This window comes from Flammeovirgaceae bacterium SG7u.111 (assembly GCA_034044135.1).
In the GTDB taxonomy this organism is placed as follows: domain Bacteria; phylum Bacteroidota; class Bacteroidia; order Cytophagales; family Flammeovirgaceae.
In genome coordinates, this window is sequence record CP139021.1 from 5,342,131 (window position 1) to 5,365,501 (window position 23,371).

The 23,371-nt window shown below is 41.8% G+C and carries 20 protein-coding genes; 12 read left to right on the forward strand and 8 right to left on the reverse strand.

From position 1 onward, the window contains the following. Positions 1–42 precede the first annotated feature (42 nt). Both R9C00_20760 and R9C00_20765 read left to right on the forward strand, forming a co-directional pair. Positions 43–897: a DUF3667 domain-containing protein gene (locus R9C00_20760; protein ID WPO34134.1), complete on the forward strand. Its 855-nt coding sequence runs from the start codon at positions 43–45 to the stop codon at positions 895–897. 67 nt (positions 898–964) lie between these two features. Beyond that, positions 965–2,167 carry an Nramp family divalent metal transporter gene (locus R9C00_20765; GenBank protein WPO34135.1) on the forward strand — a complete coding sequence of 401 codons (1,203 nt, stop codon included), beginning with the start codon at positions 965–967 and terminating at the stop codon, positions 2,165–2,167. Positions 2,168–2,391: 224 nt separating this feature from the next. Here R9C00_20765 and R9C00_20770 read toward each other — a convergent pair whose 3' ends face one another. The 5 genes from R9C00_20770 to R9C00_20790 all read right to left on the reverse strand — a co-directional run bounded on the left by R9C00_20770 (position 2,392) and on the right by R9C00_20790 (position 8,829). Further along, positions 2,392–2,577 (reverse strand): UPF0175 family protein, encoded by a 186-nt coding sequence (locus tag R9C00_20770; protein ID WPO34136.1) that lies wholly within the window; start codon positions 2,575–2,577, stop codon positions 2,392–2,394. Between the two features lie 148 nt (positions 2,578–2,725). Continuing rightward, complete coding sequence (locus R9C00_20775) at positions 2,726–4,615, reverse strand: CocE/NonD family hydrolase (protein ID WPO34137.1); 1,890 nt, start codon at positions 4,613–4,615, stop codon at positions 2,726–2,728. A gap of 321 nt (positions 4,616–4,936) precedes the next feature. After that, entirely contained in the window at positions 4,937–6,661 is a 1,725-nt protein-coding gene (locus R9C00_20780; GenBank protein WPO34138.1) for a hypothetical protein, read from the reverse strand. A gap of 247 nt (positions 6,662–6,908) precedes the next feature. Then, on the reverse strand, positions 6,909–8,066 hold the full coding sequence (locus R9C00_20785) for a hypothetical protein (GenBank protein ID WPO34139.1): 1,158 nt from the start codon (positions 8,064–8,066) through the stop codon (positions 6,909–6,911). Beyond that, positions 8,053–8,829: an SIR2 family protein gene (locus tag R9C00_20790; protein WPO34140.1), complete on the reverse strand. Its 777-nt coding sequence runs from the start codon at positions 8,827–8,829 to the stop codon at positions 8,053–8,055. Before R9C00_20790 ends, R9C00_20785 begins: the two co-directional genes overlap by 14 nt. A 215-nt stretch (positions 8,830–9,044) precedes the next feature. Between R9C00_20790 and R9C00_20795 the strand changes: the two genes are divergently transcribed. The 9 genes from R9C00_20795 (at position 9,045) to R9C00_20835 (ending at position 20,012) form a co-directional block, all read left to right on the forward strand. Continuing rightward, positions 9,045–11,603 (forward strand): M14 family zinc carboxypeptidase, encoded by a 2,559-nt coding sequence (locus R9C00_20795; protein WPO34141.1) that lies wholly within the window; start codon positions 9,045–9,047, stop codon positions 11,601–11,603. A gap of 150 nt (positions 11,604–11,753) precedes the next feature. Further along, complete coding sequence (locus R9C00_20800; GenBank protein ID WPO34142.1) at positions 11,754–12,929, forward strand: App1 family protein; 1,176 nt, start codon at positions 11,754–11,756, stop codon at positions 12,927–12,929. 278 nt (positions 12,930–13,207) lie between these two features. Next, positions 13,208–14,524 carry an ATP-dependent 6-phosphofructokinase gene (locus tag R9C00_20805; protein ID WPO34143.1) on the forward strand — a complete coding sequence of 439 codons (1,317 nt, stop codon included), beginning with the start codon at positions 13,208–13,210 and terminating at the stop codon, positions 14,522–14,524. 454 nt (positions 14,525–14,978) lie between these two features. Beyond that, a complete protein-coding gene (locus tag R9C00_20810; GenBank protein WPO34144.1) occupies positions 14,979–15,746 on the forward strand; it encodes an alpha/beta hydrolase in 768 nt (255 codons plus the stop codon). Positions 15,747–15,813: 67 nt separating this feature from the next. After that, entirely contained in the window at positions 15,814–16,479 is a 666-nt protein-coding gene (locus R9C00_20815; protein WPO34145.1) for a CBS domain-containing protein, read from the forward strand. Positions 16,480–16,621: 142 nt separating this feature from the next. Continuing rightward, on the forward strand, positions 16,622–17,500 hold the full coding sequence (locus R9C00_20820) for an NAD kinase (GenBank protein WPO34146.1): 879 nt from the start codon (positions 16,622–16,624) through the stop codon (positions 17,498–17,500). A 375-nt stretch (positions 17,501–17,875) separates the two neighbouring features. Further along, positions 17,876–18,757 carry a permease-like cell division protein FtsX gene (locus R9C00_20825; GenBank protein WPO34147.1) on the forward strand — a complete coding sequence of 294 codons (882 nt, stop codon included), beginning with the start codon at positions 17,876–17,878 and terminating at the stop codon, positions 18,755–18,757. A 161-nt stretch (positions 18,758–18,918) separates the two neighbouring features. Beyond that, positions 18,919–19,155: a DUF3098 domain-containing protein gene (locus R9C00_20830; protein WPO34148.1), complete on the forward strand. Its 237-nt coding sequence runs from the start codon at positions 18,919–18,921 to the stop codon at positions 19,153–19,155. Positions 19,156–19,214: 59 nt separating this feature from the next. Beyond that, a complete protein-coding gene (locus R9C00_20835; GenBank protein ID WPO34149.1) occupies positions 19,215–20,012 on the forward strand; it encodes an undecaprenyl-diphosphate phosphatase in 798 nt (265 codons plus the stop codon). 58 nt (positions 20,013–20,070) lie between these two features. Here the strand turns inward: R9C00_20835 and R9C00_20840 are convergent, their stop codons facing one another. Next, positions 20,071–20,463, reverse strand: a complete 393-nt coding sequence (locus tag R9C00_20840; protein WPO34150.1) for a VOC family protein — start codon at positions 20,461–20,463, stop codon at positions 20,071–20,073. Between the two features lie 119 nt (positions 20,464–20,582). Between R9C00_20840 and R9C00_20845 the strand changes: the two genes are divergently transcribed. Beyond that, complete coding sequence (locus tag R9C00_20845; GenBank protein ID WPO34151.1) at positions 20,583–20,933, forward strand: MmcQ/YjbR family DNA-binding protein; 351 nt, start codon at positions 20,583–20,585, stop codon at positions 20,931–20,933. A 16-nt stretch (positions 20,934–20,949) separates the two neighbouring features. On the opposite strand, the gene feoB is transcribed toward R9C00_20845, so the two are convergent. Together feoB and R9C00_20855 are read right to left on the reverse strand one after the other, a co-directional pair. Then, the gene (gene feoB / locus R9C00_20850; GenBank protein ID WPO34152.1) at positions 20,950–23,058 is read right to left on the reverse strand and encodes a ferrous iron transport protein B; all 2,109 of its coding nucleotides are present in this window, start codon (positions 23,056–23,058) and stop codon (positions 20,950–20,952) included. An 18-nt stretch (positions 23,059–23,076) separates the two neighbouring features. Then, positions 23,077–23,298 (reverse strand): FeoA family protein, encoded by a 222-nt coding sequence (locus R9C00_20855; protein ID WPO34153.1) that lies wholly within the window; start codon positions 23,296–23,298, stop codon positions 23,077–23,079. Between the last annotated feature and the right edge of the window lie 73 nt (positions 23,299–23,371).

Consider the following 23,371-nt stretch of genomic DNA (forward strand, 5'->3'; position numbering starts at 1 on the left):
TCCCAACCCAACTAGCTTTTAGAACTCTACCAACCCTAACCTATGCATTGCAAAAACTGCAAAAAAGAACTCGCTGAAGAAGTAAATTACTGTGACAATTGTGGTGGAAAAGTGATCCGAGAAAGGATTACCTTCAAAAACATGGTTTCCAACCTTTTGGCTACAGCTTTTGGATGGGACAATAAGTATTTCATGACACTGAAAGCACTTGTTTTACAGCCCGAAACCATTCTAAAAGAATTTATAAATGGCACTCGTAACAAGTACGTGAACCCCTTTACTTTTTTTGCCATAGGCATGGCTATCGCTATCCTAACCTTCAACCAGTTTGAAGACCATTACCTCAAAACTATTGGGCAAGTAAACGAAGCCCAGTTTGAGATGATGGACGAAACTGTTCTAAAAAGTGACATTGAAAACGAGGAGAGGGATTCGATAAAAAGTAAAGAACTTTCTGAAAGAGAATTAAAACTTGAAGAAGTCAAAAAAAAGCAAAGGGAGTTTAGCGACAATATTCAAAAAGGGATTTTGAAAAACTTTAATATCATCTCCTTCTTGATGCTACCGCTCTATGCCTTTATTGCCTTCAAAGTATTTGGCAAACCGTATAATTATGGCGAACATTTCATTATATCCGCTTATATACAAGGAGTTACGTTCCTTACAAGTTCAGTCCTTTTTTTAGCATCTCTCCTCATTAATCCTAGTATTTTCTTAGCCAATATTTTTATTGTAATGTTATACTATATCTATTGCTACAAAAGGCTATACCAATATTCTCTAAAACAGGTATTGGCTAAAATTGGGAGGTTTATTATCGTACTCTTGCTTGTATCTATAGTTTTTATGCTCATTTCAATTGCCGTAGGGTTAGTAATCGGAAAGTTCATGATGTAGTTCAACCTATTTTCCTTTTGAGAAACCGCTTATTTGCACTAGTTTTCTAGCTAATGCGAATTCAGCTATGGCAAATAACAAAAAGAACTCATTGAGCGGACCGGGAATGCTAATCACAGCAGCATTCATTGGTCCAGGGACAGTCACCGTATGCACCCTTGCCGGGGTAAAACACGGATTGCAATTACTCTGGGCAGTGCTGCTCTCCATCCTGATGACGATGCTCTTTCAAGAAATGGCAGCCCGTTTGGGGATAGTCACCCGAAAGGATTTGGCTTCCCTCATCAAATCGGAGATTAAGCTTCCTGTCTTAAAAATATTCACCCTAATAGTGGTGATGTCGGCAATAGTAGTTGGAAATGGTGTTTATGAGGCGGGAAATATCAGCGGAGGTGCTTTGGGTTTGGATACGTTCATTCCTAGCAATGGATTCAAAACAACTCCCTTGATCATCGGTTCGTTTGCCTTCCTGCTGCTTTGGTTTGGTAACCATAAAGTACTTGAAATAGGCTTGGCGATTTTGGTCGCTTTTATGAGCATAGCCTTTGTAGTAGCAGCCATTTTGGTGAAGCCCGATATTTCCACATTGGCAGCGGGGCTTTTCCTTCCTCAAATTCCTGAAAAGGGCATGCTGGATGTGCTTGGCTTGGTTGGAACAACCATCGTTCCCTACAACCTGTTTTTACATGCTTCCTTGGCAAAGGATAAATGGAAAAGCGCTGACGAAGTGAAAGATGCTAAAAGAAATACGGTTTCTGCAATAGCTATTGGAGGGGTGATTTCCCTCGCCATTGTTGTTTCGGCTTCCGCCTTGCAAGGGGAAGGAATAAGCAGTGCTACCGATTTGGCAAAAGGCTTAGCCCCTCTTTTTGGTGAGGGTGCGAAATACTTGATCTCTTTGGGGCTTTTTGCCGCAGGAATTACTTCTGCTATTACCGCACCGCTGGCAGCCGCTTATGTGATGGCGGGCGGATTTGGTTGGGAAGCCAAGCTCAGCTCAACTAAGTTTCGCCTCACATGGATTATAATTCTTGCCATAGGCGTGCTCTTTGCCTCCATCGGCTTCAAACCTATAGAAGTGATTCGCTTTGCCCAAGTTGCCAATGGCTTGCTGCTCCCTATCATCGGTTTCTTATTGGTGTGGCTTTGCAGCAAAAGCAGTTTACTGGGTACTTACAAAAACAAAACGTTAACCACAGTGCTAGCGAGCGTCTTTGTTTTATTGATTACGATCTTGGGACTGAAAAGTATTTGGGGGGTTATTGCTTAAAAGCTTCCTGTTTTCCAATCTCGCTCGGCTCCAGCCGAGTGAGGAATATTTATCGGGCGTCCACGCCCAAGGTAGCCAGAGGCTACAACACTAGTTACCACTCGGCGAGAGCCGAGCGGCAGGTGTGGATAGAAGTCGTATTTGAAACAACTTTACGCATTAGACAAATCTGTTTCTAGTTCATCTTCAAGCCCTTCATGAAAATACGACACGTTGTATTTTTTTTAAATATCAAGAAAATCCAACCTGCTTATGTTCAATATTTTTGCAGCATTTCCAGATGGAATTTTCCCAATCTCGTACAGCTTTATCATAGAAAGTTTTTTGATCTCTTCCTCAAATCCTCCTTTTTCCATTTTGAGGGAAAAAGCTAGCGATTCTGGATAATTTACTGCTATGAGTTGATTCATCTTTCTAAAGTCTTTGTTCAAAAATACAGAATACTTTTTTGAGCATCCTTCACAAAAAAGGCAACATAAAACACAATCAAATAGTGTGGGCAATCACAAATAAGCCCGTGCTATGACTGACTTATTCGTAATTGAACCTCCCAAAAACCTACTCAACCACTCTCACACCAATGTAAGAAGAACTTTCACCCGAGGTGTACACTCGGTGCATGGCTTTTTGAAAATCCTTTTCCTCAGCTTGGTAAATATTGACATAGGTCTGCGGGTTTCTATCCACCAAGGGAAACCATGAGCTTTGGACTTGGATCATGATTTTGTGTCCCTTTTTGAACCTGTGGGAAGCATCTTGCATATCAAACTTGACATGTTCGATCTTGTTCGGCACCATCGGCTCTGTTTTCGTGAAACCATTTCGGAATTTTGCCCGCATCACTTCTCCTCTTATCAACAACTGAAAGCCCCCCATTTTCATACCTGGATTTATCGGGCTATCGTTCGGAGCATCATTTGGATAGACATCTATCAACTTTACTATAAAATCAGCATCGGCGCCTGTGGTGGAAACAAATAAGTTGGCAAATACATTTCCAGCAATCACCACATCTTCTTCCAATACCTCCGATTCGTATACCAACACATCGGGTCGCCTTGCGGCAAACCGCTGGTCTTCGTACATAAAATCACTTCCCCTGATAATCCTTGTTTCAGCCGTGTAAGGCACGGGCTTGTTGGGATCGCTGAGGTATTCGTCAAAAGTTGGTTCGGCTTTTTCAGTTGATGTTTCTTCGAAAGAAAGCCTTCCATCAGGATGGAGAAATAACTTTTTCTCAACCGACGTTTTAGGTGGCCACTGCTCGTAATTCCTCCATTTGTTTGCCCCAGTTTCAAAAATATAAGCTTTAGGAAGTTCGGGACTAGGGCCATTTTTCAGGTAATGCTTGAAAAATGGTAGTTCGATTTCTGTTTGGTAAAACTCGCTATGCTTTCCATTGAAGCGGATATTCCCAAGCGATTCTCCCGTTCCACGCGCCCAACCTCCATGAATCCACGGTCCCATCACCAATAGGTTCGGAGATTTTGGGTCGTTGGCTTCGATGCCCTGATAAGCTTTCAGTGGCCCATAAAGGTCTTCTTGGTCGAACCAACCTCCTACTACCATCACGGCAGGCTTGATGTCTTTTAGGTGGGGAACTGGTGTTCGGGCTTGCCAAAATGTATCGTAAACTTCATGCTCCATCAACTGATTCCAAATCCTATTTTCGCCTTTAAATATTTTCTCATCAATGTTTTTGATCGGGCCAATGCCCATGTAAAATTGATAGGAATCAGGCGTGCCATATTCTCGAAAAGGACGGTAGCCAGAAGTAACCGGCTCGGGACGAGGAGAGCCAAAAGAGGATATAAAGGCGAAAGAACCCATCAGAAAAAATGCGCCATTATGGTGGCGATCGTCCCCCATGTACCAGTCGGAAACAGGTGCTTGTGGAGAAGCAGCTTTCAAGGCAGGATGGGCTTCTATTGTGGTCATGGTGGTGTAAAACCCCGGCGAAGAAATACCCCAAGTCCCTACTTTCCCATTGTTACCTTCAATGTTTTTAATCAACCAATCGATGGTGTCGTAAGTGTCTGAACTTTCATCAAATTCCTTCCCTTTTTTATTGGGAATAAAAGGGCGGTATGCCTCAAACTCTCCTTCGGACATGTACCTACCCCGCACATCCTGATACACAATAATGTACCCGTCGCGGGCAAAATGCATGGATGGTCCAATGGTTTTTTTAAAATTTCCCTCTCCATAAGGGCGGCAGCTGTACGGAGTCCGCTGCAACATGATAGGATAGGCATTTTTCTCCGAAATATCCTTTGGGAGATAAATAGAAGTGAAAAGCTTCACCCCGTCCCGCATCGGAATTTGGCGCTCAATCTTGGTGTAATGCTCCCGAATGTAGAGCGAATCTTCATTGATAGTTTCTTGAGCTTCGGCAATGGAAAAACTGCCAAAAGAAAGCGAAGTGAACAACAAAAGTACAAGTCCCATCTTCCAGATAGGAAAAGTACTCGGCAAAGTGCCAAGTTTTAAACGTACGTAGGTCAATAGCGTGAATTTTAGTGAATGTGGTTGTAGCTAGTGAATTTACATATTTTCTGGATAGAAGTAAGATAGAAAAGTCGGTTTTTCATCTTCATGTTTTTCATAGACAGGTCTTCCCTTCTTTTATGTAGGGTTTTGTTTTCCCCAAGCCTTCTTCAGTGAGGTAACCGCAGGTTTCTTTTGAGTTTTACCCAGTAACTTTTAGCCAAAGGCTATAGGGTATAGCAGTCGATAAAACCTTGTGAAGGAAGGTTTAAGTCTAGAAAACTACTTCAACCTCGCCGTTGTTAATTCGATATCGGCAGTTGCCCATATCTCTGACAAGCTTTCTGTTACTTCGGCAACCTTCATCTCGTCATTTAGTTTGGCATAAGCTGCTTTCATTCCATGCAAGGCCCAACCATTTTTGGGCAGCCGTGCCAGATCTTCTTCAAAAGTCCTGATTGCCTCCTCGTACTTTCCTGCCTCCACTTGCACCGAACCAAGGTGATGCCTCACCGAGAAAAACCAATCGGGTGGCTCGTTGTAATTGAGGTTGTCTTCTATTCCCACCGCTTCTTTTAGCAGCACAATACTTTCCTCAAACTGCCCTTCGCTAGCCAAAATCTCTGCTTTCAACACTCGCTGGGCTATTTGCAGCAACACATCTACCGAATTGATATCCCAAATAGTGACTTCTTTCAGCGATTCGTCAGCAGCATATTTCTCTAATGAAACCAATTCTTTTTTAGCATTTTCGAGATCATCCAAACCCAAGTAAGCCATTCCCCGAGCATAATTCCTGACCGCCTCAGGGTATTTCAGCGTGGTATCCGCATTTGTCATTTTCAGCACTTTTTCCCATTCCCCAAACTTCGCATACACGTAATAAGGAATGGTGTAATAATGCTGGATTGTCCCCCAGCCCGGCTCTTTCATCAGTTGGGTGTTTGAATGCGCCGATACTTCATCAGCAGCTTTTAATGCCCATTTGCTGTTGCCTTCCAGCGTAGCCGTTGCCGCCATAAAATGATAGTTGTGAGGATAATACGCCAAAGGATACGCCCCTTGCGCATGGCAAGAAGTGACGTAATTACTATCGACCTTTACTGCCCGAATGTTTGCCAACGTGCCCTTGTGGTAATCGCCCGTGCGGATGTAAATATGGGACGGCATGTGCACCAAGTGCCCTGCCCCAGGCACCAAATCTTCATCAAATACCTGAGCACTTTCCAAGCCTTTTTCAGGCTCAAGCGAAGCTTCCACCAAGTGGATATTGAAATGGTGAGCACCTGCATGTTTGGGGTTTATTACTAATGCTTTTTCCAGCAAAGAACTGATTTCAAGCGTCCATTCTTTCGGGTTTCCCGCCTTGTCCCACAAATCCCACGGGTGCAAATCCATGATAGATTCGGCACAAATGGTAGCGATGTCTGCATCTTCGGGGAAGGCTTCGTGCACCGTTTTCATGGCTTCTGAAAAGGCAACATCCAAGGAGCTCCTGTCTGCCACCACCTCTTTGGAATAGCGCTGCCCCAAGGCATTTATCAAAGCTTGTTCTTTTGCACTTGCGCTTCCTGCCAAAGCCACCGCTTGTTGGATGGCGTCGTAGGCTCTTTGGTAGTTATCAGGTTCCATGCCCGCATTGTAGTTGGGCCCCAGCACAAAAGCATAGCCCCAATACGCCATGGCGCAGGCAGAATCCAGCTTGGTGGCATAGTGAAAAGAGCGGGCAGCCTCCGCATGGTTAAACCCATAGGCGAGTACCAAGCCTTGGTTCACATACTTTTGCGCCAACTCGCTGTTGGTTGTTACAGGGAAGCTCAACACATCCAGCCCATCTATCAGCGGAGCTTTATTATCCGTGGTGTACCAGTCCGCATCAGTGGTGACGGGCACGCATAGCACCTGCCGAAGCTGAGGCGGTTCTTCGGGAGAGTTGGTGTTTTCCTTTTTGGCACAGCTACTGATTAGCAATAGGCAAAGAGGAACAAGGGCAAAATAACGGTTCATGTTTTTCTATTTTTTTAGAGGAAGAAAGCTAGTGGTGAAGTAAACTATAGGTGAGCTTAGGCGGGCAACTTGCATGAAGTTGGTTAGTAGGAGTTGTTGCTAATTGTTAAAGGTAAGATTTATTAGTTGGAAAACAAAGGTTGTGTGAATAGAGAAAAGTAAGACTATAGTATGACTTTATAAAGAAAAAAGAAACCTATAGGTTTACAAAAAGTGCGATCTGCCTATTTTTAAAGTGCAAGCTGATTTACTCTTGCTTATACTTTCCTATAATAGCCTTGAATTCTTCATCCTCCAAAAAGCTTGACCAATCTTCGTCATTAAGTACAAAGTCGGTTTTTATATCTTTGTTTTTAAGACTTAGGTTTAAATAGTGAAAAGCCTCTTTTTTTTCATCTAATAAAGCAAGACCACAAGAAAGGTTGTAGCAGCTACCTCCCAATTCCAAGGATTTTTTGCCTTTTTCAATAGCCTTTTGAATTAAACTTCTCGCACTTTTCCTTTTTGTAATATTGGCTAATTTTAGTAAAAACGTTGCCCAAATTTCAAATAGTTCAGGTAAGTCTGGCTTAATAGCTACTCCTTTTTCAAACTGACCAGATAACACTTGTTGATAATAACTTTCAAGTTCTTCTTCAGTTTTAACTTTAGCTAACTTAGCTAATAATACTGCTAAGTTATGGTATGCCATATAAAACTCAGGACATATTTCTGTAACTCTTTTAAGCTTTTCAAATGCTTGTGAGTAAAGTTTTTCAGCATTATCTGCATTTTTTGAATCAGCATATGTACTTAAATAACTCCCCCAGTTGTAATAAGCCAAGTGATGGTTTTGATTGATACTAATTACCTTTTCAAATTTCTCAAATGCTTGTATATATAGCTTCTCTGACTCATGACCTGTTTTTATTAATGCTATTCTACCTAAAGTATTTCCCCAGTTGTTGAAAGCTAAATCATGATTTTGGTTGAGGGTTGTCGCTTTTTGGTATTTATTGCATGCTTTAAAGTAATAACACTCAGCGTCATCTCCTTTTTTTGAATCCGCATCACTTTTTAAAGCATATCCCCAGTTATAGTATAAGTTTGCTAGGGAGTGTATTAACTTTTTATTATTCAGTCTATTTGTTTCAATTTCTATTTTTTGAATTGTTTTGGGATCAAATTTTTTATAAAGGATAACATTTATAATTTCTTTTTCAAGATAATCAATAGCTGTTTTTGAAGATTCTTCTATAGCTTCATCTACCTGTTTTTCAGATATCTCTAATCGTTTTTTTACACCTACAAAATGCTCTTGGTCATCTATGTCATTGATCCCTTTTAACATTTTCTTTAAAGCAACAAAAGGGTTATGGACGATATTTGGTTGAGGCAGCCCAAGTTCTTGATTAAGTTTCATCATAAAAGTCAGCATCGTAGCCTTTTATTATAGAGGCTTCAATGGCTGTGTTTCCAAGAAAGTCTTTCACATTCTTGGGAGGATCTTCTGAATTGTAGGTTATCCAATACAATTCGTTGTCAAACCTTCCAAGTTTTTTTATATGATCAAAAATAGGATCTTGTCCACTATAGCCAATAAAAACCCAAGGTCTTCCATTTTTTATGCTATCAAAAATTCTTAAGATAGTAGCATTTACTTTTGCCATTTCCGCCTCAGTATTGAGCAACCAAATGCCATGGTGTTGTCCATGCAAGTACACTACTGATTTCTCATGAAATTGTGAAGTAGTCAATATTTGTTCACTTAACACTGCCATGTCATATGTTGGTGGAAAAATATTAAACAGTGCTAAGGCTCGAAGTATTAGATTGTCGAAATTGACAGTGAGGATGTAATCAACATATTCCTTTTCCATCAATTGAGCGAGATAAATATGGGTTACATTGATTTTTGCCTTATCAATATAATTTTTTAAAAGTTCATTTCTACTACTTGCATTTAAGCAAGCCATTAAGGTAGAATACTTCTTATTCTCGTCTTTTATTTTTTTTATGCGAGGGTTTTCTGAGTGTTTTTCTAAAATATCTTTTACTATTTCTCCTGCTAAAGGAATATCACCTGTTTTAGAAGCGCCTGCTCCCAAAAAGAAAATAGGTTGAGGTCTACCATTCTTTTTAGCTTCTTTTAAAAAGTAAGCAAGCTCTTCTATTGATGATTCCTTCATTTGGAGATCTTTGGATTAGTTACTAAAACTCCAAAGTAACCTACAAAACACAATTTCCCAAGAGAATCTTTCGGATTTAAAAAGCCATAACACATAAAACTCCCCCACTATCTGCTTTCAACCCAACATTTATGACAAACGGTTCGTCAATTTGACCTTCAACGCTTAATTTTAGTTATTCGAATCTCAATATTCACATTACAACCACAACTACAATGAAAAAACTATTGACCGTTTTGCTCTTGGCGCTTGCCTTGGGCGCATCGGCGCAAGATTACTTTTATAAAAAGTATGCGCCTTTCAATCCTGAAATCCCCTCGCCTGAAGCGTTTTTGGGCTACCCAATTGGGGAATGGCACACCCGCCACGACCGCATGGTCGCTTACCTAGAAAAGCTCGCCGAACTCTCGGACAGGGCAACCCTCACGGAATATGGCAAAACCCATGAGGGCAGAAGGTTGGTGATCTTGAACATTGGCAAACCCGAAAATATTGCCAACCTCGAACAGCTCCGCACGCAACATTTGGAAGCGATAAAGCCTAGCAGTTCGGCAGATTTGAGCCAATTGCCCGCATTTATCAACTTAGCGTACAATGTGCACGGAAATGAGCCATCGGGCGGAGAAGCCTCTCTGCTCACGGCTTATACGCTGGTCGCTTCTACGAGTCCTCAAGTGCTCGATTATTTGGAAAAAACGGTGGTTTTCCTCGACCCGACCATCAACCCCGACGGGCGGGACAGGCACACGCACTGGGCAAACACGCACAAGGGAAGCCCCGTGGTAGATGACCCGATGGACATCGAACACTTGGAAATTTCCCCCAACGGAAGGACCAACCATTACAACTTCGACCTCAACCGCGACTGGTGGCTGGCTATCAACCCCGAAAGCCGCGGCAAGCTGGCGTGGTACCACAAATGGTACCCAAACGTGGTGACGGACAACCACGAAATGGGCACGAACAGCACATTTTTCTTTGAGCCGATGAAGCCAAATGCTAGTAAAGACCCGATTATGCCCAAGGAAAATTATACGACCCTTAACGAAACATTTGCCAAGTATTTTTCCGCAGGAATGAACGAAATTGGTTCTATGTATTTCACCAAGGAAGCGTTTGATGGAACGTACCCAGGCTACGGCTCGTCTTACCCCGACTTACAAGGCGCATTGGCGATTTTGTTCGAGCAAGCAAGCTCTCGTGGGCATGTGCAGCGGCAAGAAACGGGCAAGAAATTGACCTTCGCCTTCACTATTCGCAACCAATATGTAGCGAGCATGTCTACGGTAAAAGCGACTGCGGAAAACAAGGATTTGCTTCGCAACTACCAACGTAATTTCTTCAAAAGTGCGCTGAGCAATGCTAGAAATAGCAAGGTAAAAGCTTATGTATTTGGTGACGAACACGACCAAGGGCGCACCACTGCTTTTATAGATAAACTACTACTACACAAGGTAAAAGTGTATGAGTTGGGAAAAGATATTTCGGCGGGAGGAATGAACTACAAAGCTGGAAAAACCTATGTAGTTCCCACCGAGCAGGAGCAGTACCGCATGGTGCAGTCGGCGTTTGAAACCTACAGCGAATATGCCGACAGCGTGTATTACGATGCCTCGGCTTGGTCGCTGGCGAATTTTTACAACATGCCTTATTCGACGGTCGGCTCGTTTGAAACTGGCGCAGAAATAACAGAAGTGAAATCACCCGATTTCCCCGCCCCTTCCCAATCGGATTATACCTACATCATGCCTTGGACGGAATACAACGCACCTGCCGCTTTGTACTTCTTGCAGTCGAATGGGGTGGTAGCTACTTCGGCGTTCAAGCCCTTCGAAATTGGGACGAGCGCAGGCACGAGGAAATTTGGCTACGGAACGGTGGTAATTCCCGTGCAAAGGCAATTGATTTCACCCGATTCCCTTTTCAGTTTGGTGAGCCAAGCGGCAGAGAAATGGTCGGTGGAAGTCCTTACCACATCAACGGGCTACAGCGTTTCGGGCATCGATTTGGGCAGCAGGAACTTCCAGTTTTTGGAAAAACCCAAAGCCTTGATGCTAGTTGGCGACGGCGTAAGCGGGTACGAACAGGGTGAAGTTTGGCACATGCTCGACACACGAATGAACATGCCGATTACCAAAACCCCGCTCCGCCATTTCAGCAGGTTGAACCTTTGGAACTACAATGTGATGGTGCTGGTCTCTGGCTCGTATTACCAACTAGATTCGGCGAAAATAGAGCAGATAAAAGCTTGGGTAAAAGCAGGAAATACGCTTATTACCAGCCGAAGTGCCTCAAAGTGGGCGATAGACAAAGGATTGGTGAAAGAGGAGCTCATCAAAGAAAAGAAGGATGAGAAAGAGGAAAAAAGCACAGGAAGAACTGATTATGTGATGGCAAGTGAAGAGTTGGGCAAGAAAAGAGTAGGTGGTATCATTTGCGAGGTAGATTTGGACATTACCCACCCTCTGGGCTTTGGCTACACCCGAAGAAGCCTGCCCGTTTACCGCAACAGCAATGTGTGGCTTGCGCCAAGCAAAAGTGCTTTTGGGACAGTGGCAAAATACACCGCCGATCCGCACATAGACGGCTACATTTTGGAAGAAAACTTGGAGAAATTCCTGAAGCCCTCGGCATCGCTCATCGTCAGCCCAGTGGGCAGCGGCAGGGTAGTTCTCTTTGCTGACAACCCCAACTTCCGAAGCTCTTGGTATGGAACAAACAGGTTGCTCCTCAATGCAATATTCTTGGGTCAACATATTCGTGTGCCTAACTAAAAATAAACCCCAACACGAGTTGAATACTTGTGTTGGGGTCTCCCCCTCTCAAAAATAAACAAATCCTTAAATAGTAAAAGCAAACAATCTGTGCCCCAATTTAGTATTTTTATGGATGGAGATTGTTTTTAGGAATTGAGCTAATTCAAGGTGGGATCAAGACAAAATCAAGGAAATTTTTGGGGTATTTTAAAATATCTTCTATTAAGAAATAGGCTATGGAGGGTACTCCGTCGTGCTATCTATTACCCAATCAAAACCCTCAAATATCTTATCAAAAAAGCAATTGGCTGGGATGGCACGCCTCTGCTGGTTCCTTACCGCAGTTTTGGCAATAAGGATATCGTATTCTTTAGGGGGCGAGTGGTGGAAAACTATGGGATTCCCAGTCCTAAATTTAAAGACAGTCGTTTTCGAAACCTTCTTTCCATGCTGAAGCGCTACAAAAGCCCCGGCTGGCCAGATGTGGAAGTAAAGGTGCTGTTTGAAGGAAAAGTGCTGGAAACCGTGACGGATGAGGAAGGATTTTTTGAAATTTATTATTTCCCAGAACAAGAACAGGATGAAACTACCATCTGGCAAAATGTAACCTATGCACTTTCGGTAGATGGAAAGGTGAATACCATGCAAGGTATGCTAAATGCCGAAGTCCTTTTCCCTAACTCCCAAAGCCAGTTTGGAATCATTTCCGACGTGGACGATACGTTTCTGGAATCACATTCAACGCTAAAACTCAAAAAAGTGCGATTGATGGCACTGAAAAATGCCCTTACACGCAAGCCACTAAAGGGCGTACCTTCTTTTTATAGAGCCCTGAAAAACGGGGTAAATGGAGAAGCAAACAACCCTTTTTTTTATGTTTCGAGTAGCGAATGGAACCTGTATGAAATGCTGCGGGACTTTTGCGAACATTGGAACATCCCTAGAGGTGTTTTCATGCTGAGGGACATGGAATTCAGCATTTTTAAGTTTTGGAGGGCGGGAAGTGGAAGCCACCAGCACAAGTTAAATAAGATAGACCGAGTCCTGACTATGTATCCGGACCTTCCCTTTATTTTGATTGGGGATAGCGGCCAACACGATGCGCTGATCTACGAAGAAGTGGTGATGAAACACCCTCATCAGGTAAAGGCTATTTATATCCGCGACATCGGCAACCCCAAAAGGTCGAGCAATGTCCTCACGGTGATTCAGCGCCTCAAGGAATATGGCGTGGAAATGATACTGGCTCGCTCTATAGATGAAATGGTGGACGATGCCCTCAACAAAAATTTCATCTCGCCAAAGTCAGCGGAAAAGGTTTTGTCAGAAAGTGATAAATTTTAAGCACTAACTTGCTTTTTGAATATCGTCATATCTAACCCTCTCTTCTCTGATAAAAATCATACTCTTCATAAACAACTGATATACAATAACTAACCATAGTTTTTAGCAGCAAGAACTCAGATCTTCTTTTCATTTCCCAAAAAGCTGACTGATGAAATTGCTGTTCATAGGCTGAAAAGCTATTTTTACGTGGGTATTTTCAACAATGCTCTTGTTCAATTATTAAACCATACCTCTATCAGGTGATAAATCTGACCACCAAAAACTAATTTATGCTTATGAAAGCTAAGGATTTTGAAGTAAAAACCCTTGGGGAATGCACTGTAAAGTCGCCGTTGGGTCTTGCCAAGGAAAAAGGTGAGCGCATGTTTGATTTCATTTCAGACGACCTAAAGGTGCTTTATAATGTGACCTACAAAAATTCTGAAAAAGGGCAAAAGCAAGACTTGATAGCCTTTGAAAAAGCGGGACCAAGAGAAAACTTGTTTTTCGACCCATCTAAAACCAAAGCCGCCATTGTGACTTGCGGCGGTTTGTGCCCTGGCATCAATAACGTGATCAGGAGCATCGTAATGGGGCTGTATTATCGCTACAAAGTCACGAATGTAGTGGGTGTTCGATATGGTTATCAAGGATTTATCCCAAAATTCAACATTCCGTTCATAGAGCTCACACCTCAAAATGTAGGTCAAATCCATCAATTTGGGGGATCTGTTTTAGCTTCTTCAAGAGGACAACAGGATGTAGGGGAAATAGTAGATGCCCTCGTTAGGAATAACATCAATATCCTCTTCACCATAGGCGGTGACGGCACGCTCAAAGGCGCGCAAGCCATTAGCGATGAGATAGAAAAGAGAGGCTTGAAAATATCGGTAGTTGGGATACCAAAAACAATAGATAACGACATCAACTTGGTGGAAAAGTCTTTTGGGTTTGAAACTGCCTTTACCATGGCCAACCCAATTATCCGAGATGCCCACAACGAGGCTAAAGGAGCTTATAACGGCATTGCAATTGTAAAACTTATGGGTCGCGACTCAGGCTTCATTGCCGCACATGCCGCCCTCTCTATGCCAGATGTGAATTTTGTACTCGTACCAGAAATCAGGTTTGATCTGTATGGGAAAAATGGTTTTTTGGAATCGCTCCGCAAGCGCTTGGACAAAAGACATCATGCACTTATAGTGGTGGCCGAAGGCGCAGGACAGTACTTTTTTGAAGATGAAAAAGAAAAGCAAACTGATGCTTCGGGCAACGTGAGGTACGATGACATTGGGATTTACCTCAAAAATAAAATCAACGATTACTTTAAAGGAGAGGATGTAACTGTCAAGTACATCGATCCTAGCTATATCATTAGAAGCGCCCCTGCAAATGCGAGTGATAGTGTTTTCTGTAGCAGGTTAGCACTAAATGCAGTACACGGAGCTATGGCTGGCAAAACAGGTTTCGTAGCAAGTAGGTGGAACAATCAGTTCGTTTACTTACCTATTCCCGTAGCAGTGAAAGAGAGAAAAAAAATAGACTTGGCAGGAGAGTTATGGTGGAACGTACTGGAAGCAACTGGCCAGCCACCCGAAATGCGAGATTTATAATATAATCGCAGTGGCAAGCTTAGCATCTGGCTACCTAACTTGAATAAATCATTATATTTTTATAAAAACCGGGTAAACGAACATTTACTCGGTTTACTTTTTTAAGAACAAAAGGAAGGCTAATTTAAAAGAGCGCTAGCCCATAAGTAAAGAGTAGGAAAACAAGTGTTTTACACAGTTTGAGAAAAACATTAAAGCGTACATTCAATTTTGGCCTTTTTACTAGTTAAATTTGCAGCTTTAAAATTACTAGACAACTCAACAATAGTACTATACCTCTTAATTAGGTAAATGAACCTTACAGGACAAGGAGTGTTATTAATAATGAAACACATTTTTGCCTGTGGCAGAACCTACCTTCTCTAGATCGGACTAGCATTTTGTGCTCAATGCCTTTTTGTACAATTTTGATTATTGTGGTATGTTTGTTTAATAGTTTGAAACTAACAGGCTTATGAAGTTTAATATAAAAGAAGAGAACGGATTTAAATTTTTGGATGAAGGTGAGGGAGAAGTACTCATCCTATTACATGGTCTTTTTGGTGCACTCAGCAACTGGGAAACCGTAATCAGCCATTTTTCACAGAAATATAGGGTTGTCATCCCAATGATGCCTATCTATGACATGCCCCTGAAAGAAGCCGGGCTCGAAGGCTTGGTTGAGTTTATCTCAAAATTCTTCGACTACAAAGGGTTCAACGATGTGACATTGATTGGAAATTCTTTAGGAGGTCACGTGGCGTTAATTTACACGCTAAGACATCAGGAAAAAGTGAACCGCCTGCTTTTGACAGGCAGCTCAGGGTTGTTTGAAAACACCATGGGTGGCTCTTATCCAAAAAGAGGTAGTTATGAGTTTGTAAAAACGAAAGTTGCTTATACCTTTTATGATCCTGAAGTTGCAACCAAAGAGCTGGTCGACGAAGTGTTTGAAGTGACCAAAAGCATTCCAAAATGTATGAGGATTGTAGCCATGGCACGCTCGGCCCAGCGTCATAATATGGCCGAGGATATCAAGAATATACATGTTCCAACGTTGTTGATATGGGGATTGAATGACACGATCACCCCACCAATGGTAGCACATGAATTCGACAGGCTTATACCGAACACTGAACTCCATTTTATTGACAAATGTGGCCATGTGCCCATGATGGAACATTCTGAAGTGTTCAACAAATTATTTGAAGAATTCCTTGAGAAAACAAAAGTGCTGATATGAACGAATAGTGTCTGATGTCTCCAGATAGTTGTCTGGAGAGTATACTGCTGCTTAAACTAAAAAAGATATGATAGCAAGCAACTTGATAGATGCATCCATTCCAGTTTTAAAAACTACCGATACTGTTGCCGCATCACTCGACATGATGGCTGAGTTCAAACATAGCCACCTACCTGTAGTGCTGAACGGTAAATATGTAGGAGTGCTTTCGGAGAGATCGCTAGAGTTGCTAGACGAATCGTCTGAAATTGCCGGCTATGCCGCACAAAACCCTGGCATAATGGTAGGGGAAAGCTATCACTTCTTTGAAGTCTTAAAAGCAGCAATTGATTCAAATCAAGACATTGCATCGGTTGTAGATGATGAGGATGAGTTCATTGGAGCTATCAACCTCAAAAATTCAGCCTTAGAATTTGCTCGCAAGTTTTCCGTACACCCTACAGGTGGCGCTTTAATAGTACTTTCGGTACGCGGAATTGATTATTCCCTCACGGAAATAAGCCGCTTGGTAGAGTCAAACGAGGCAAAAATCATTAGCTGCTTTGTAGAGTTAGATGAAGTTGACCAAACTAATTTGTTCGTAACGCTTCAGTTCAATACGTTCGATCTTACCCGCATCATTGCTACTTTTGAGCGGTTTGAATACAATGTAGTAGCAAAATATGCCGATGAACAGACCAAAGATTACGAATCTCATCGGATAGATTTATTGTTAAAATATTTAGAAATCTAAAAAATAGGGAGAATTTCTTCTCCCTATTTTTTTGCCATTTTTTTGATGACAGCCATTATAGGATATCTTTAGGCAAAAATTCTTAGTTTTACTCCTTCATATTGTACACTACTGTACAGAAAAACTTAGCCAACATTCTATCTTGTACAAAATCGCAGTCCATAGCAAAACATTTGAGCAGCCGAAGTCGGAAGTGATAAAAATGGTATTGGATGAATTGAGTAAGCGAGATGTATCTCTGCTTATATCCGAATACCTTCATCATTTCATTACACAAGTAGGTTGGGAAATAGGCGATTATAAAGTCTTCTCTCGTACAAATGACCTTGCTGGAGCAGATTATTTTATAAGCATAGGTGGTGATGGAACATTCCTAGAGTCGGTTACTTATGTGAAAGACACCAACATACCTATAGCTGGCATAAACACTGGCAGATTAGGTTTTTTGGCTACAATTTCAAAGGATAAGGTAAAGGAAGCACTCGATGCTATTTTGAAAGGGTACTATTCTAAAGAGCGGAGGTCGCTCATCAAAGTAGAAGCGGAGGATGATATTTTTGATGGGCTGAATTTTGGTCTTAACGAATTCACGATCTTAAAGCGAGACAGTTCATCCATGATCGTGATTCATACGTACATAGATGGTGTTTACCTTACTTCTTACTGGTCCGATGGGTTGATAATTGCCACGCCAACAGGTTCTACTGGGTACTCTCTCAGCGTAGGTGGTCCAGTGGTCATTCCCACATCAAGTAACTTTATCATTTCCCCTGTAAGCCCTCATAATTTGAGTGTGAGACCGTTGATCGTTTCCGACGATTCTGTTATTTCTTTTGCCATTGAGGCCCGGAGCAAAAACTTCTTGGTCTCCCTTGATTCCCGCTCAAGAAAAGTAGATGTAAACATGCAGCTGGCGGTAAGGAAATGTGACTTTGAAGTAAGTTTGATCAAACTTTTTGAAGACAACTTTTTGGACACGCTCCGCAACAAGCTAAACTGGGGCTTGGATGTAAGGAACTAGCTACTAATACATTGTAAACTGATTTTTTGTGTTTTTTCACAAAGTTTTTGTTGGTTTATAGGCATAATTGATTGTTGCTGACGATCCGCCGCTGCGGCTACCCGTTGCTAGTTTTTTTAAATTAAAAGTAAAATTATTTTTCTTTTTTTTAAAACATAAGATACTATATGCCAATGCCTTATAAAAACAAAAACTACAATCACATTTGTTAAAACTAGTAACTAGAAACCGTTAGCAATATTTAAAGAGTGGAAAAATTAGCATAATAAAAACACTCGGTTATTTAGTTTACAGAGTACTAATCATCTAAATCCATATCTTTGCCCTTCCAATACAATTTGGACAATAAATTTCATTCAATCACTTAAATAGTAGATGGCGGCAAAAGCTAAAAAGAGACTGGGAAGTTACCCATTTGTAAATGTTGTATTTAGTATTACATCAGCACTTTTTATGGTTGGCCTTTTTGGGTTGATGGTACTTTACGGCAACTCCCTCACCTCGAAGCTCCGACAATTGGAAATACAGATTTTTTTGCAAAGAAACATTGACAGTACGCAAGTAGCCGAACTCAAAAACCTGCTAGAAACACAAGAGTTTGTGAAGAAAAAAGATGGGGGGGAGTCGGTAGTGTTTGTGCCCAAAGAGGACGCAGCGCAAAAAATGATTGAAGAAACTGGAAAGGACTTCATGGCCTTTTTGGGTGAAAACCCACTTAGAAATGCTTTTCAGTTACAAATAGATGAAGGATTTAGGAGCAGTGAAGAACTAGCACAGGTGAAGGAAAGACTTGAAGATATGCCCTATGTATTTGAAGTTTCTTTTGCCATAGGCCAGGTAGAAGAAATTTACCAAAACCTGCAAAAAGTGGGAGGGATCATCTTATTCTTCATCATCATTTTACAAATTACAGTGGTGATTCTCATCAACAATGCTATCAAACTGGCTCTTTTTTCACAACGATTTTTGATCAGGAGTATGCAACTGGTAGGAGCTACTTCTTGGTTTATAAAAAAACCATTTTTAAAAACAGCTATTTTTCAAGGTTTAATCAGCGGAATGATGGCATCTGCCCTTCTTTTGGTTATCCTTTTTTTAGGCAACTCCCTTATAGATGGCCTCGATCAAATCCACAACCTATGGGGAATTCTGATTATTTTGAGCCTTTTGATTGTACTAGGTGGCGTAATCAGCTTTTTTAGTTGCCTCAATGCTCTAGGTCGTTACCTCAACATGAAGCTCGACGAATTGTATTAAGAGGGGAAAATTAAGAATCTTTCACATTTACACCCCTTACAAGGACTGCACATGGCTTTATATTGAACTTAATTACTTGTATTATTGCAGCAATATGATTGAATCCAAACATCATAAGAAACTAATAGCTTATTAACCTATTTATTCAAAAAGTACAAAGGATGAAAGAAACAGAAAACAACCTAGCGTTCAACAAAGGAAATTATGTATTAATGCTGATCGGTATGGTCATTTTGGCTCTTGGGTTTATCGTCATGTCATTAGATGGAGAGCTTCATGGCTTTGGCTTTTTAGGCCTTACCCTTGGTCCACTTCTACTCATCGCAGGATTTGTGGTGGAGTTTTACGCTATTCTTTACAAAGGCGCCAACCATCCGGTTGATAAAAACAAAGAATAACTCACCCTATCTTATCACTTATTCACTCTTTTTAAGCACATAAACCTCTCTTTTTAACAATGAGCATTATTGACGCTATAATCCTTGGAGTTATCCAAGGACTGACTGAGTTTTTGCCTGTGAGTAGCAGTGGACACCTCGAACTTGGAAAGGTGATCCTCGGTCAAGAGATAGAAGCTGGGCTTCTTTTTTCCCTTGTGCTCCATGCAGCTACAGCCCTAAGTACCATTGTGGTTTTCAGAAAAGATATTTGGGAAATCATACGGGAGCTATTTAAGTTCGAGTGGAACGAATCAACTCAATTTGTTGCTAAGATTTTGATTTCGGCAGTTCCAGTCGGAGTAGTTGGAATCCTTTTCAAAAATGAAGCAGAGGCACTTTTCGAAGGAAATGTACTACTTGTAGGAGCCATGCTTCTGGTTACAGGCTTCTTACTTTTGATGACGCACTACACCAAAGGAAGAAGCGGAAAACCGGTAGGGTACAAAGAGGCTATAATCATAGGTATAGCACAAGCAATTGCTATTTTACCCGGTATCTCCCGCTCGGGCGCTACCATTGGCACAGGCTTGCTCATTGGCGTAGACAAAGCCAAAGTAGCTCGTTTTTCATTCCTTATGGTGTTGCTCCCTATCATTGGCGCAACTATGCTCGAATTAAAAGATTTCTTTGAAGACGAAGCAGCGCACACCGTAGATATAACAGTTCTGAGCATCGGGTTTATCACTGCTTTCATAATAGGCTTGGCAGCTTGTACGTGGATGATAGGAATTGTAAAAAAAGGAAAGCTTTCTTTCTTCGCCATCTACTGTTTCATCGTAGGTATTATCGCTATAGCTTGGGCTTTGCTAAACTAAGCATTACCCAGAAAAAACATTTTACCCTCTTGGATTTGCTAGCCCAGAGGGTATTTTTTTACCCCTTCGGCTCTATCAAGTCCCACAAGTTCCCGTAGCAATCTTCAAATACAGAAACTATCCCATAAGCCTCCTCGGCTGGTTCTCTTACAAACTTTACCCCTTTTGAAGTATAGGCATGGTAATCCTGCCAAAAATCATCGGTATGCAGAAAAAGGAACACTCTCCCACCCGTTTGGTTTCCTATACTTTTTTCTTGCTTTTCACCGCTAGCCTTTGCCAATAAAATACGGCAACTCCCCTCTCCTTTTGGGCGCACCAGCACCCATCTTTTTCCCTCTCCCAAATCACTATCTTCTACCAATTCAAAACCTAAGGTTTCGGTATAAAACTGAATGGCTTTGTCATAATCATCTACCACAAGGGCAATATTTACAAGGCTCTGGTTCATAACAACAGAAATTATTTTTTATATGGTTCAAAAGTAATTGGCACAACACCATTCGTTTGGCTATATTGAAATTGTTTAAATGCAAAACAAATCCTTTCAAAAGCCAAGTTCATAAAAACATGCACATAGAAGATTTTAGAAACTACTGCCTCTCTCTCAAAAAGGTAACAGAAGACACGCCTTTTGGCCCAAACACATTGGTGTTTAAAGTGATGGGAAAGATGTTTGCCCTTACAGATATTACCGATTTTGAAAGTGTTAACTTGAAATGTGACCCTGAAAAAGCGATTGAACTTCGTGAACAATACGATGCCGTTAAACCTGGGTACCACATGAACAAGAAGCATTGGAACACCATCACTATCAATGGTGATATGAACGACAAAGAACTGCGGGAATGGGTGTTTCACTCCTACAACTTAGTAGTTTCGGGTATGCCAAAAAGGTTACAGAAAGAGCTGGAAGAGTAATTTCAGCTCATTTTCTCTAGCTAAAAAGCTGAAACACGATAAGGCTGGAAAAATAAGCGAGAGCGGTCATATATACCAACTGGATCGTTGGCCATTTCCAGCTTTTAGTTTCCCTTTTTACAATAGCAAGCGTACTCATACACTGCATTGCAAATACATAAAACACCAATAAGGAAAGTGCCGATGCCCGAGTGTAAACTTTGCTGCCATCGGGACGGACTTCGCTTCGCATTTTATCCAAAATAGGTTTTTCCTCTTCGTCTGAGCCTACGCTGTAAATGGTCGCCATAGTACCCACAAACACCTCTCTTGCCGCAAATGAAGTAACAAGGGCAATTCCTACTTTCCAGTCGAAACCTAAGGGGCGAATAGCTGGCTCAATAAACTTCCCAAACACCCCTGCATAAGATGCTTCCAGCTTTTTCGAAGCCAATACGTTTGAGTAATCCTCTTGGCTAACCGTCCCTTCTTCTAGGGCTATCTGAGCTTGGGCTTCTGCTTGTTCCATACTATCGGCAGGACCAAAAGAAGCGGCAAACCAAAGAATAATAGAGATGACAAAAATGATTTTTCCTGCTTCAAACACAAAAACTTTTACTTTCTCAAAAACAGTGAGGAACACGTTTTTCCAATGCGGCATTTTGTAAGCAGGAAGCTCCATAACAAAGAAACTGCTTTCTTCCGTTTTCACAATTTGCTTCATAACCCAAGCAGCAAAAATTGCCGAGCCCGTACCTAAAGCATACAACCCCATCACCACGAGGCCCTGACTATTAAAAATCCATACGGATGAATCTTCCGGAACTACGAAGGCTACCAAAAGGGCATAAACAGGAATACGAGCCGAGCAACTTATCAATGGAGTGACCATTATGGTGATCAACCTCTCCTTGTAATTACTGATGGTCCGGGTAGACATCACAGCTGGAATGGCACAAGCCGCTCCTGAAATGAGGGCAATTATACTTCTTCCATTCAACCCAAAGCGGCGCATAAGCCCATCGGAAAGGAACACTGCCCTCGACATATAGCCAACTTCTTCTAGCAAAGAAATAAGCAAAAACAGGATGGTGATTTGAGGAACAAAAATAATGATCCCTCCCAAACCAGCAATAATTCCATCGACCAACAGCGAGGTGAACATGCTGTCGGGCAACGTATTTTGTACCCACTCGCTTAGCGCAACTGTACCTTCGTCTATCAGGTCCATGGGTACACTAGCCCAAGCAAAAATGGCTTGGAAGACAAGGAACAACAATGCCCCAAAAATAACTGTACCTATTACTTTGTGGGTAAGTAAGGAATCAACCTTGTCGGTAAGAGAATGCTCCTCCTCACCCCTACTTTTCTTGACAGCCTCTGCTACTATCAGCTGGATTTTCTTGAAACGGTTGAGTGTCTCCGTTACCTGCGCCCTTATGCTGTTGAAGCCTGATTTTTTGGAAACCTGCTCTAAAAAACCTATTTCTTCCTCCGAAAAGCATTTTAGAGTTGTTCCATGATGGGCTGCAAGCAATGCTTTATACCGGGTAGTATAAGCAAATTTATCTTGCACCGCAGAGATTGTTTCTCCTGCTATTTCCTCTATATCTATAAAACCCGTGTTGGATTTTTTTACTTCAAGCAATTCTTGTTTTAATTCGCCAACCCCTTCTCCCGTCCTAGCGTTGATCCTCACCACTTTTATTCCCAACTGCTGCTGAATATATTCTCCATCAATAAGCATCCCGTCTTTATTAGCCACATCTAGCATATTGATAGCCAAAATAACGGGCAGCCCTAGGTCTATCACTTGGGTAAGCAAGAGGAAATGGCGTTCTAAATTGGTAGCATCTGCGGTGTAAATAACGGCATCGGGAAGTCGGTCTCCCTCAGCTTGGAAAAGCTGCTGAAGGACTATTTTCTCGTCCTCAGAATTAGGATAAAGGCTATACGCCCCAGGCAAATCAGTAATCTTAGCTTTTGCGCTGTTGGGCAGCGAGCAAGACCCAGATTTCTTATCAACGGTTACGCCAGGGAAGTTCCCTACCTGTTGGTTGAGCCCCGTAAGGCGGTTGAACAAGGATGTTTTTCCAGAATTGGGGTTGCCCACCAACACCACATCCAACTCTTTCGTCAATGGCATTCCCGAATGTGTTTGTTTTTAAGTTAGCAAAATATGAGCAGCCTCGTCTTTTCTGAGCGCAACACTACTGTTGTCCAGCTTTATATACAAAGGAGACCCTAGTGGTGCAGTGCGGATAAGCCTCAGTCTACTTCCCGGCAAAAGGCCCATTTCTATCAGTTTGGCAGCAGTGCCCTCTTCTAAAAAATCTGATACGATGCCAGATTCGCCTATTTTTAAATTTGCAGCGGATCTACTCATAGTTTATTTAGATTAATTTTAAATAAAAGCAAAACTAAACTATCTATGCCATATTATCAATAGATGAACCTAT

Bases quoted from the DNA above. Each gene is read 5' to 3' on its own strand.
- R9C00_20760 (WPO34134.1), top strand. From the start codon at position 43: ATGCATTGCAAAAACTGCAAAAAAGAACTCGCTGAAGAAGTAAATTAC.
- R9C00_20765 (WPO34135.1), top strand. From the start codon at position 965: ATGGCAAATAACAAAAAGAACTCATTGAGCGGACCGGGAATGCTAATC.
- R9C00_20770 (WPO34136.1), bottom strand. From the start codon at position 2,577: ATGAATCAACTCATAGCAGTAAATTATCCAGAATCGCTAGCTTTTTCC.
- R9C00_20775 (WPO34137.1), bottom strand. From the start codon at position 4,615: ATGGGACTTGTACTTTTGTTGTTCACTTCGCTTTCTTTTGGCAGTTTT.
- R9C00_20780 (WPO34138.1), bottom strand. From the start codon at position 6,661: ATGAACCGTTATTTTGCCCTTGTTCCTCTTTGCCTATTGCTAATCAGT.
- R9C00_20785 (WPO34139.1), bottom strand. From the start codon at position 8,066: ATGATGAAACTTAATCAAGAACTTGGGCTGCCTCAACCAAATATCGTC.
- R9C00_20790 (WPO34140.1), bottom strand. From the start codon at position 8,829: ATGAAGGAATCATCAATAGAAGAGCTTGCTTACTTTTTAAAAGAAGCT.
- R9C00_20795 (WPO34141.1), top strand. From the start codon at position 9,045: ATGAAAAAACTATTGACCGTTTTGCTCTTGGCGCTTGCCTTGGGCGCA.
- R9C00_20805 (WPO34143.1), top strand. From the start codon at position 13,208: ATGAAAGCTAAGGATTTTGAAGTAAAAACCCTTGGGGAATGCACTGTA.
- R9C00_20810 (WPO34144.1), top strand. From the start codon at position 14,979: ATGAAGTTTAATATAAAAGAAGAGAACGGATTTAAATTTTTGGATGAA.
- R9C00_20815 (WPO34145.1), top strand. From the start codon at position 15,814: ATGATAGCAAGCAACTTGATAGATGCATCCATTCCAGTTTTAAAAACT.
- R9C00_20825 (WPO34147.1), top strand. From the start codon at position 17,876: ATGGCGGCAAAAGCTAAAAAGAGACTGGGAAGTTACCCATTTGTAAAT.
- R9C00_20830 (WPO34148.1), top strand. From the start codon at position 18,919: ATGAAAGAAACAGAAAACAACCTAGCGTTCAACAAAGGAAATTATGTA.
- R9C00_20835 (WPO34149.1), top strand. From the start codon at position 19,215: ATGAGCATTATTGACGCTATAATCCTTGGAGTTATCCAAGGACTGACT.
- R9C00_20840 (WPO34150.1), bottom strand. From the start codon at position 20,463: ATGAACCAGAGCCTTGTAAATATTGCCCTTGTGGTAGATGATTATGAC.
- R9C00_20845 (WPO34151.1), top strand. From the start codon at position 20,583: ATGCACATAGAAGATTTTAGAAACTACTGCCTCTCTCTCAAAAAGGTA.
- feoB (WPO34152.1), bottom strand. From the start codon at position 23,058: ATGCCATTGACGAAAGAGTTGGATGTGGTGTTGGTGGGCAACCCCAAT.
- R9C00_20855 (WPO34153.1), bottom strand. From the start codon at position 23,298: ATGAGTAGATCCGCTGCAAATTTAAAAATAGGCGAATCTGGCATCGTA.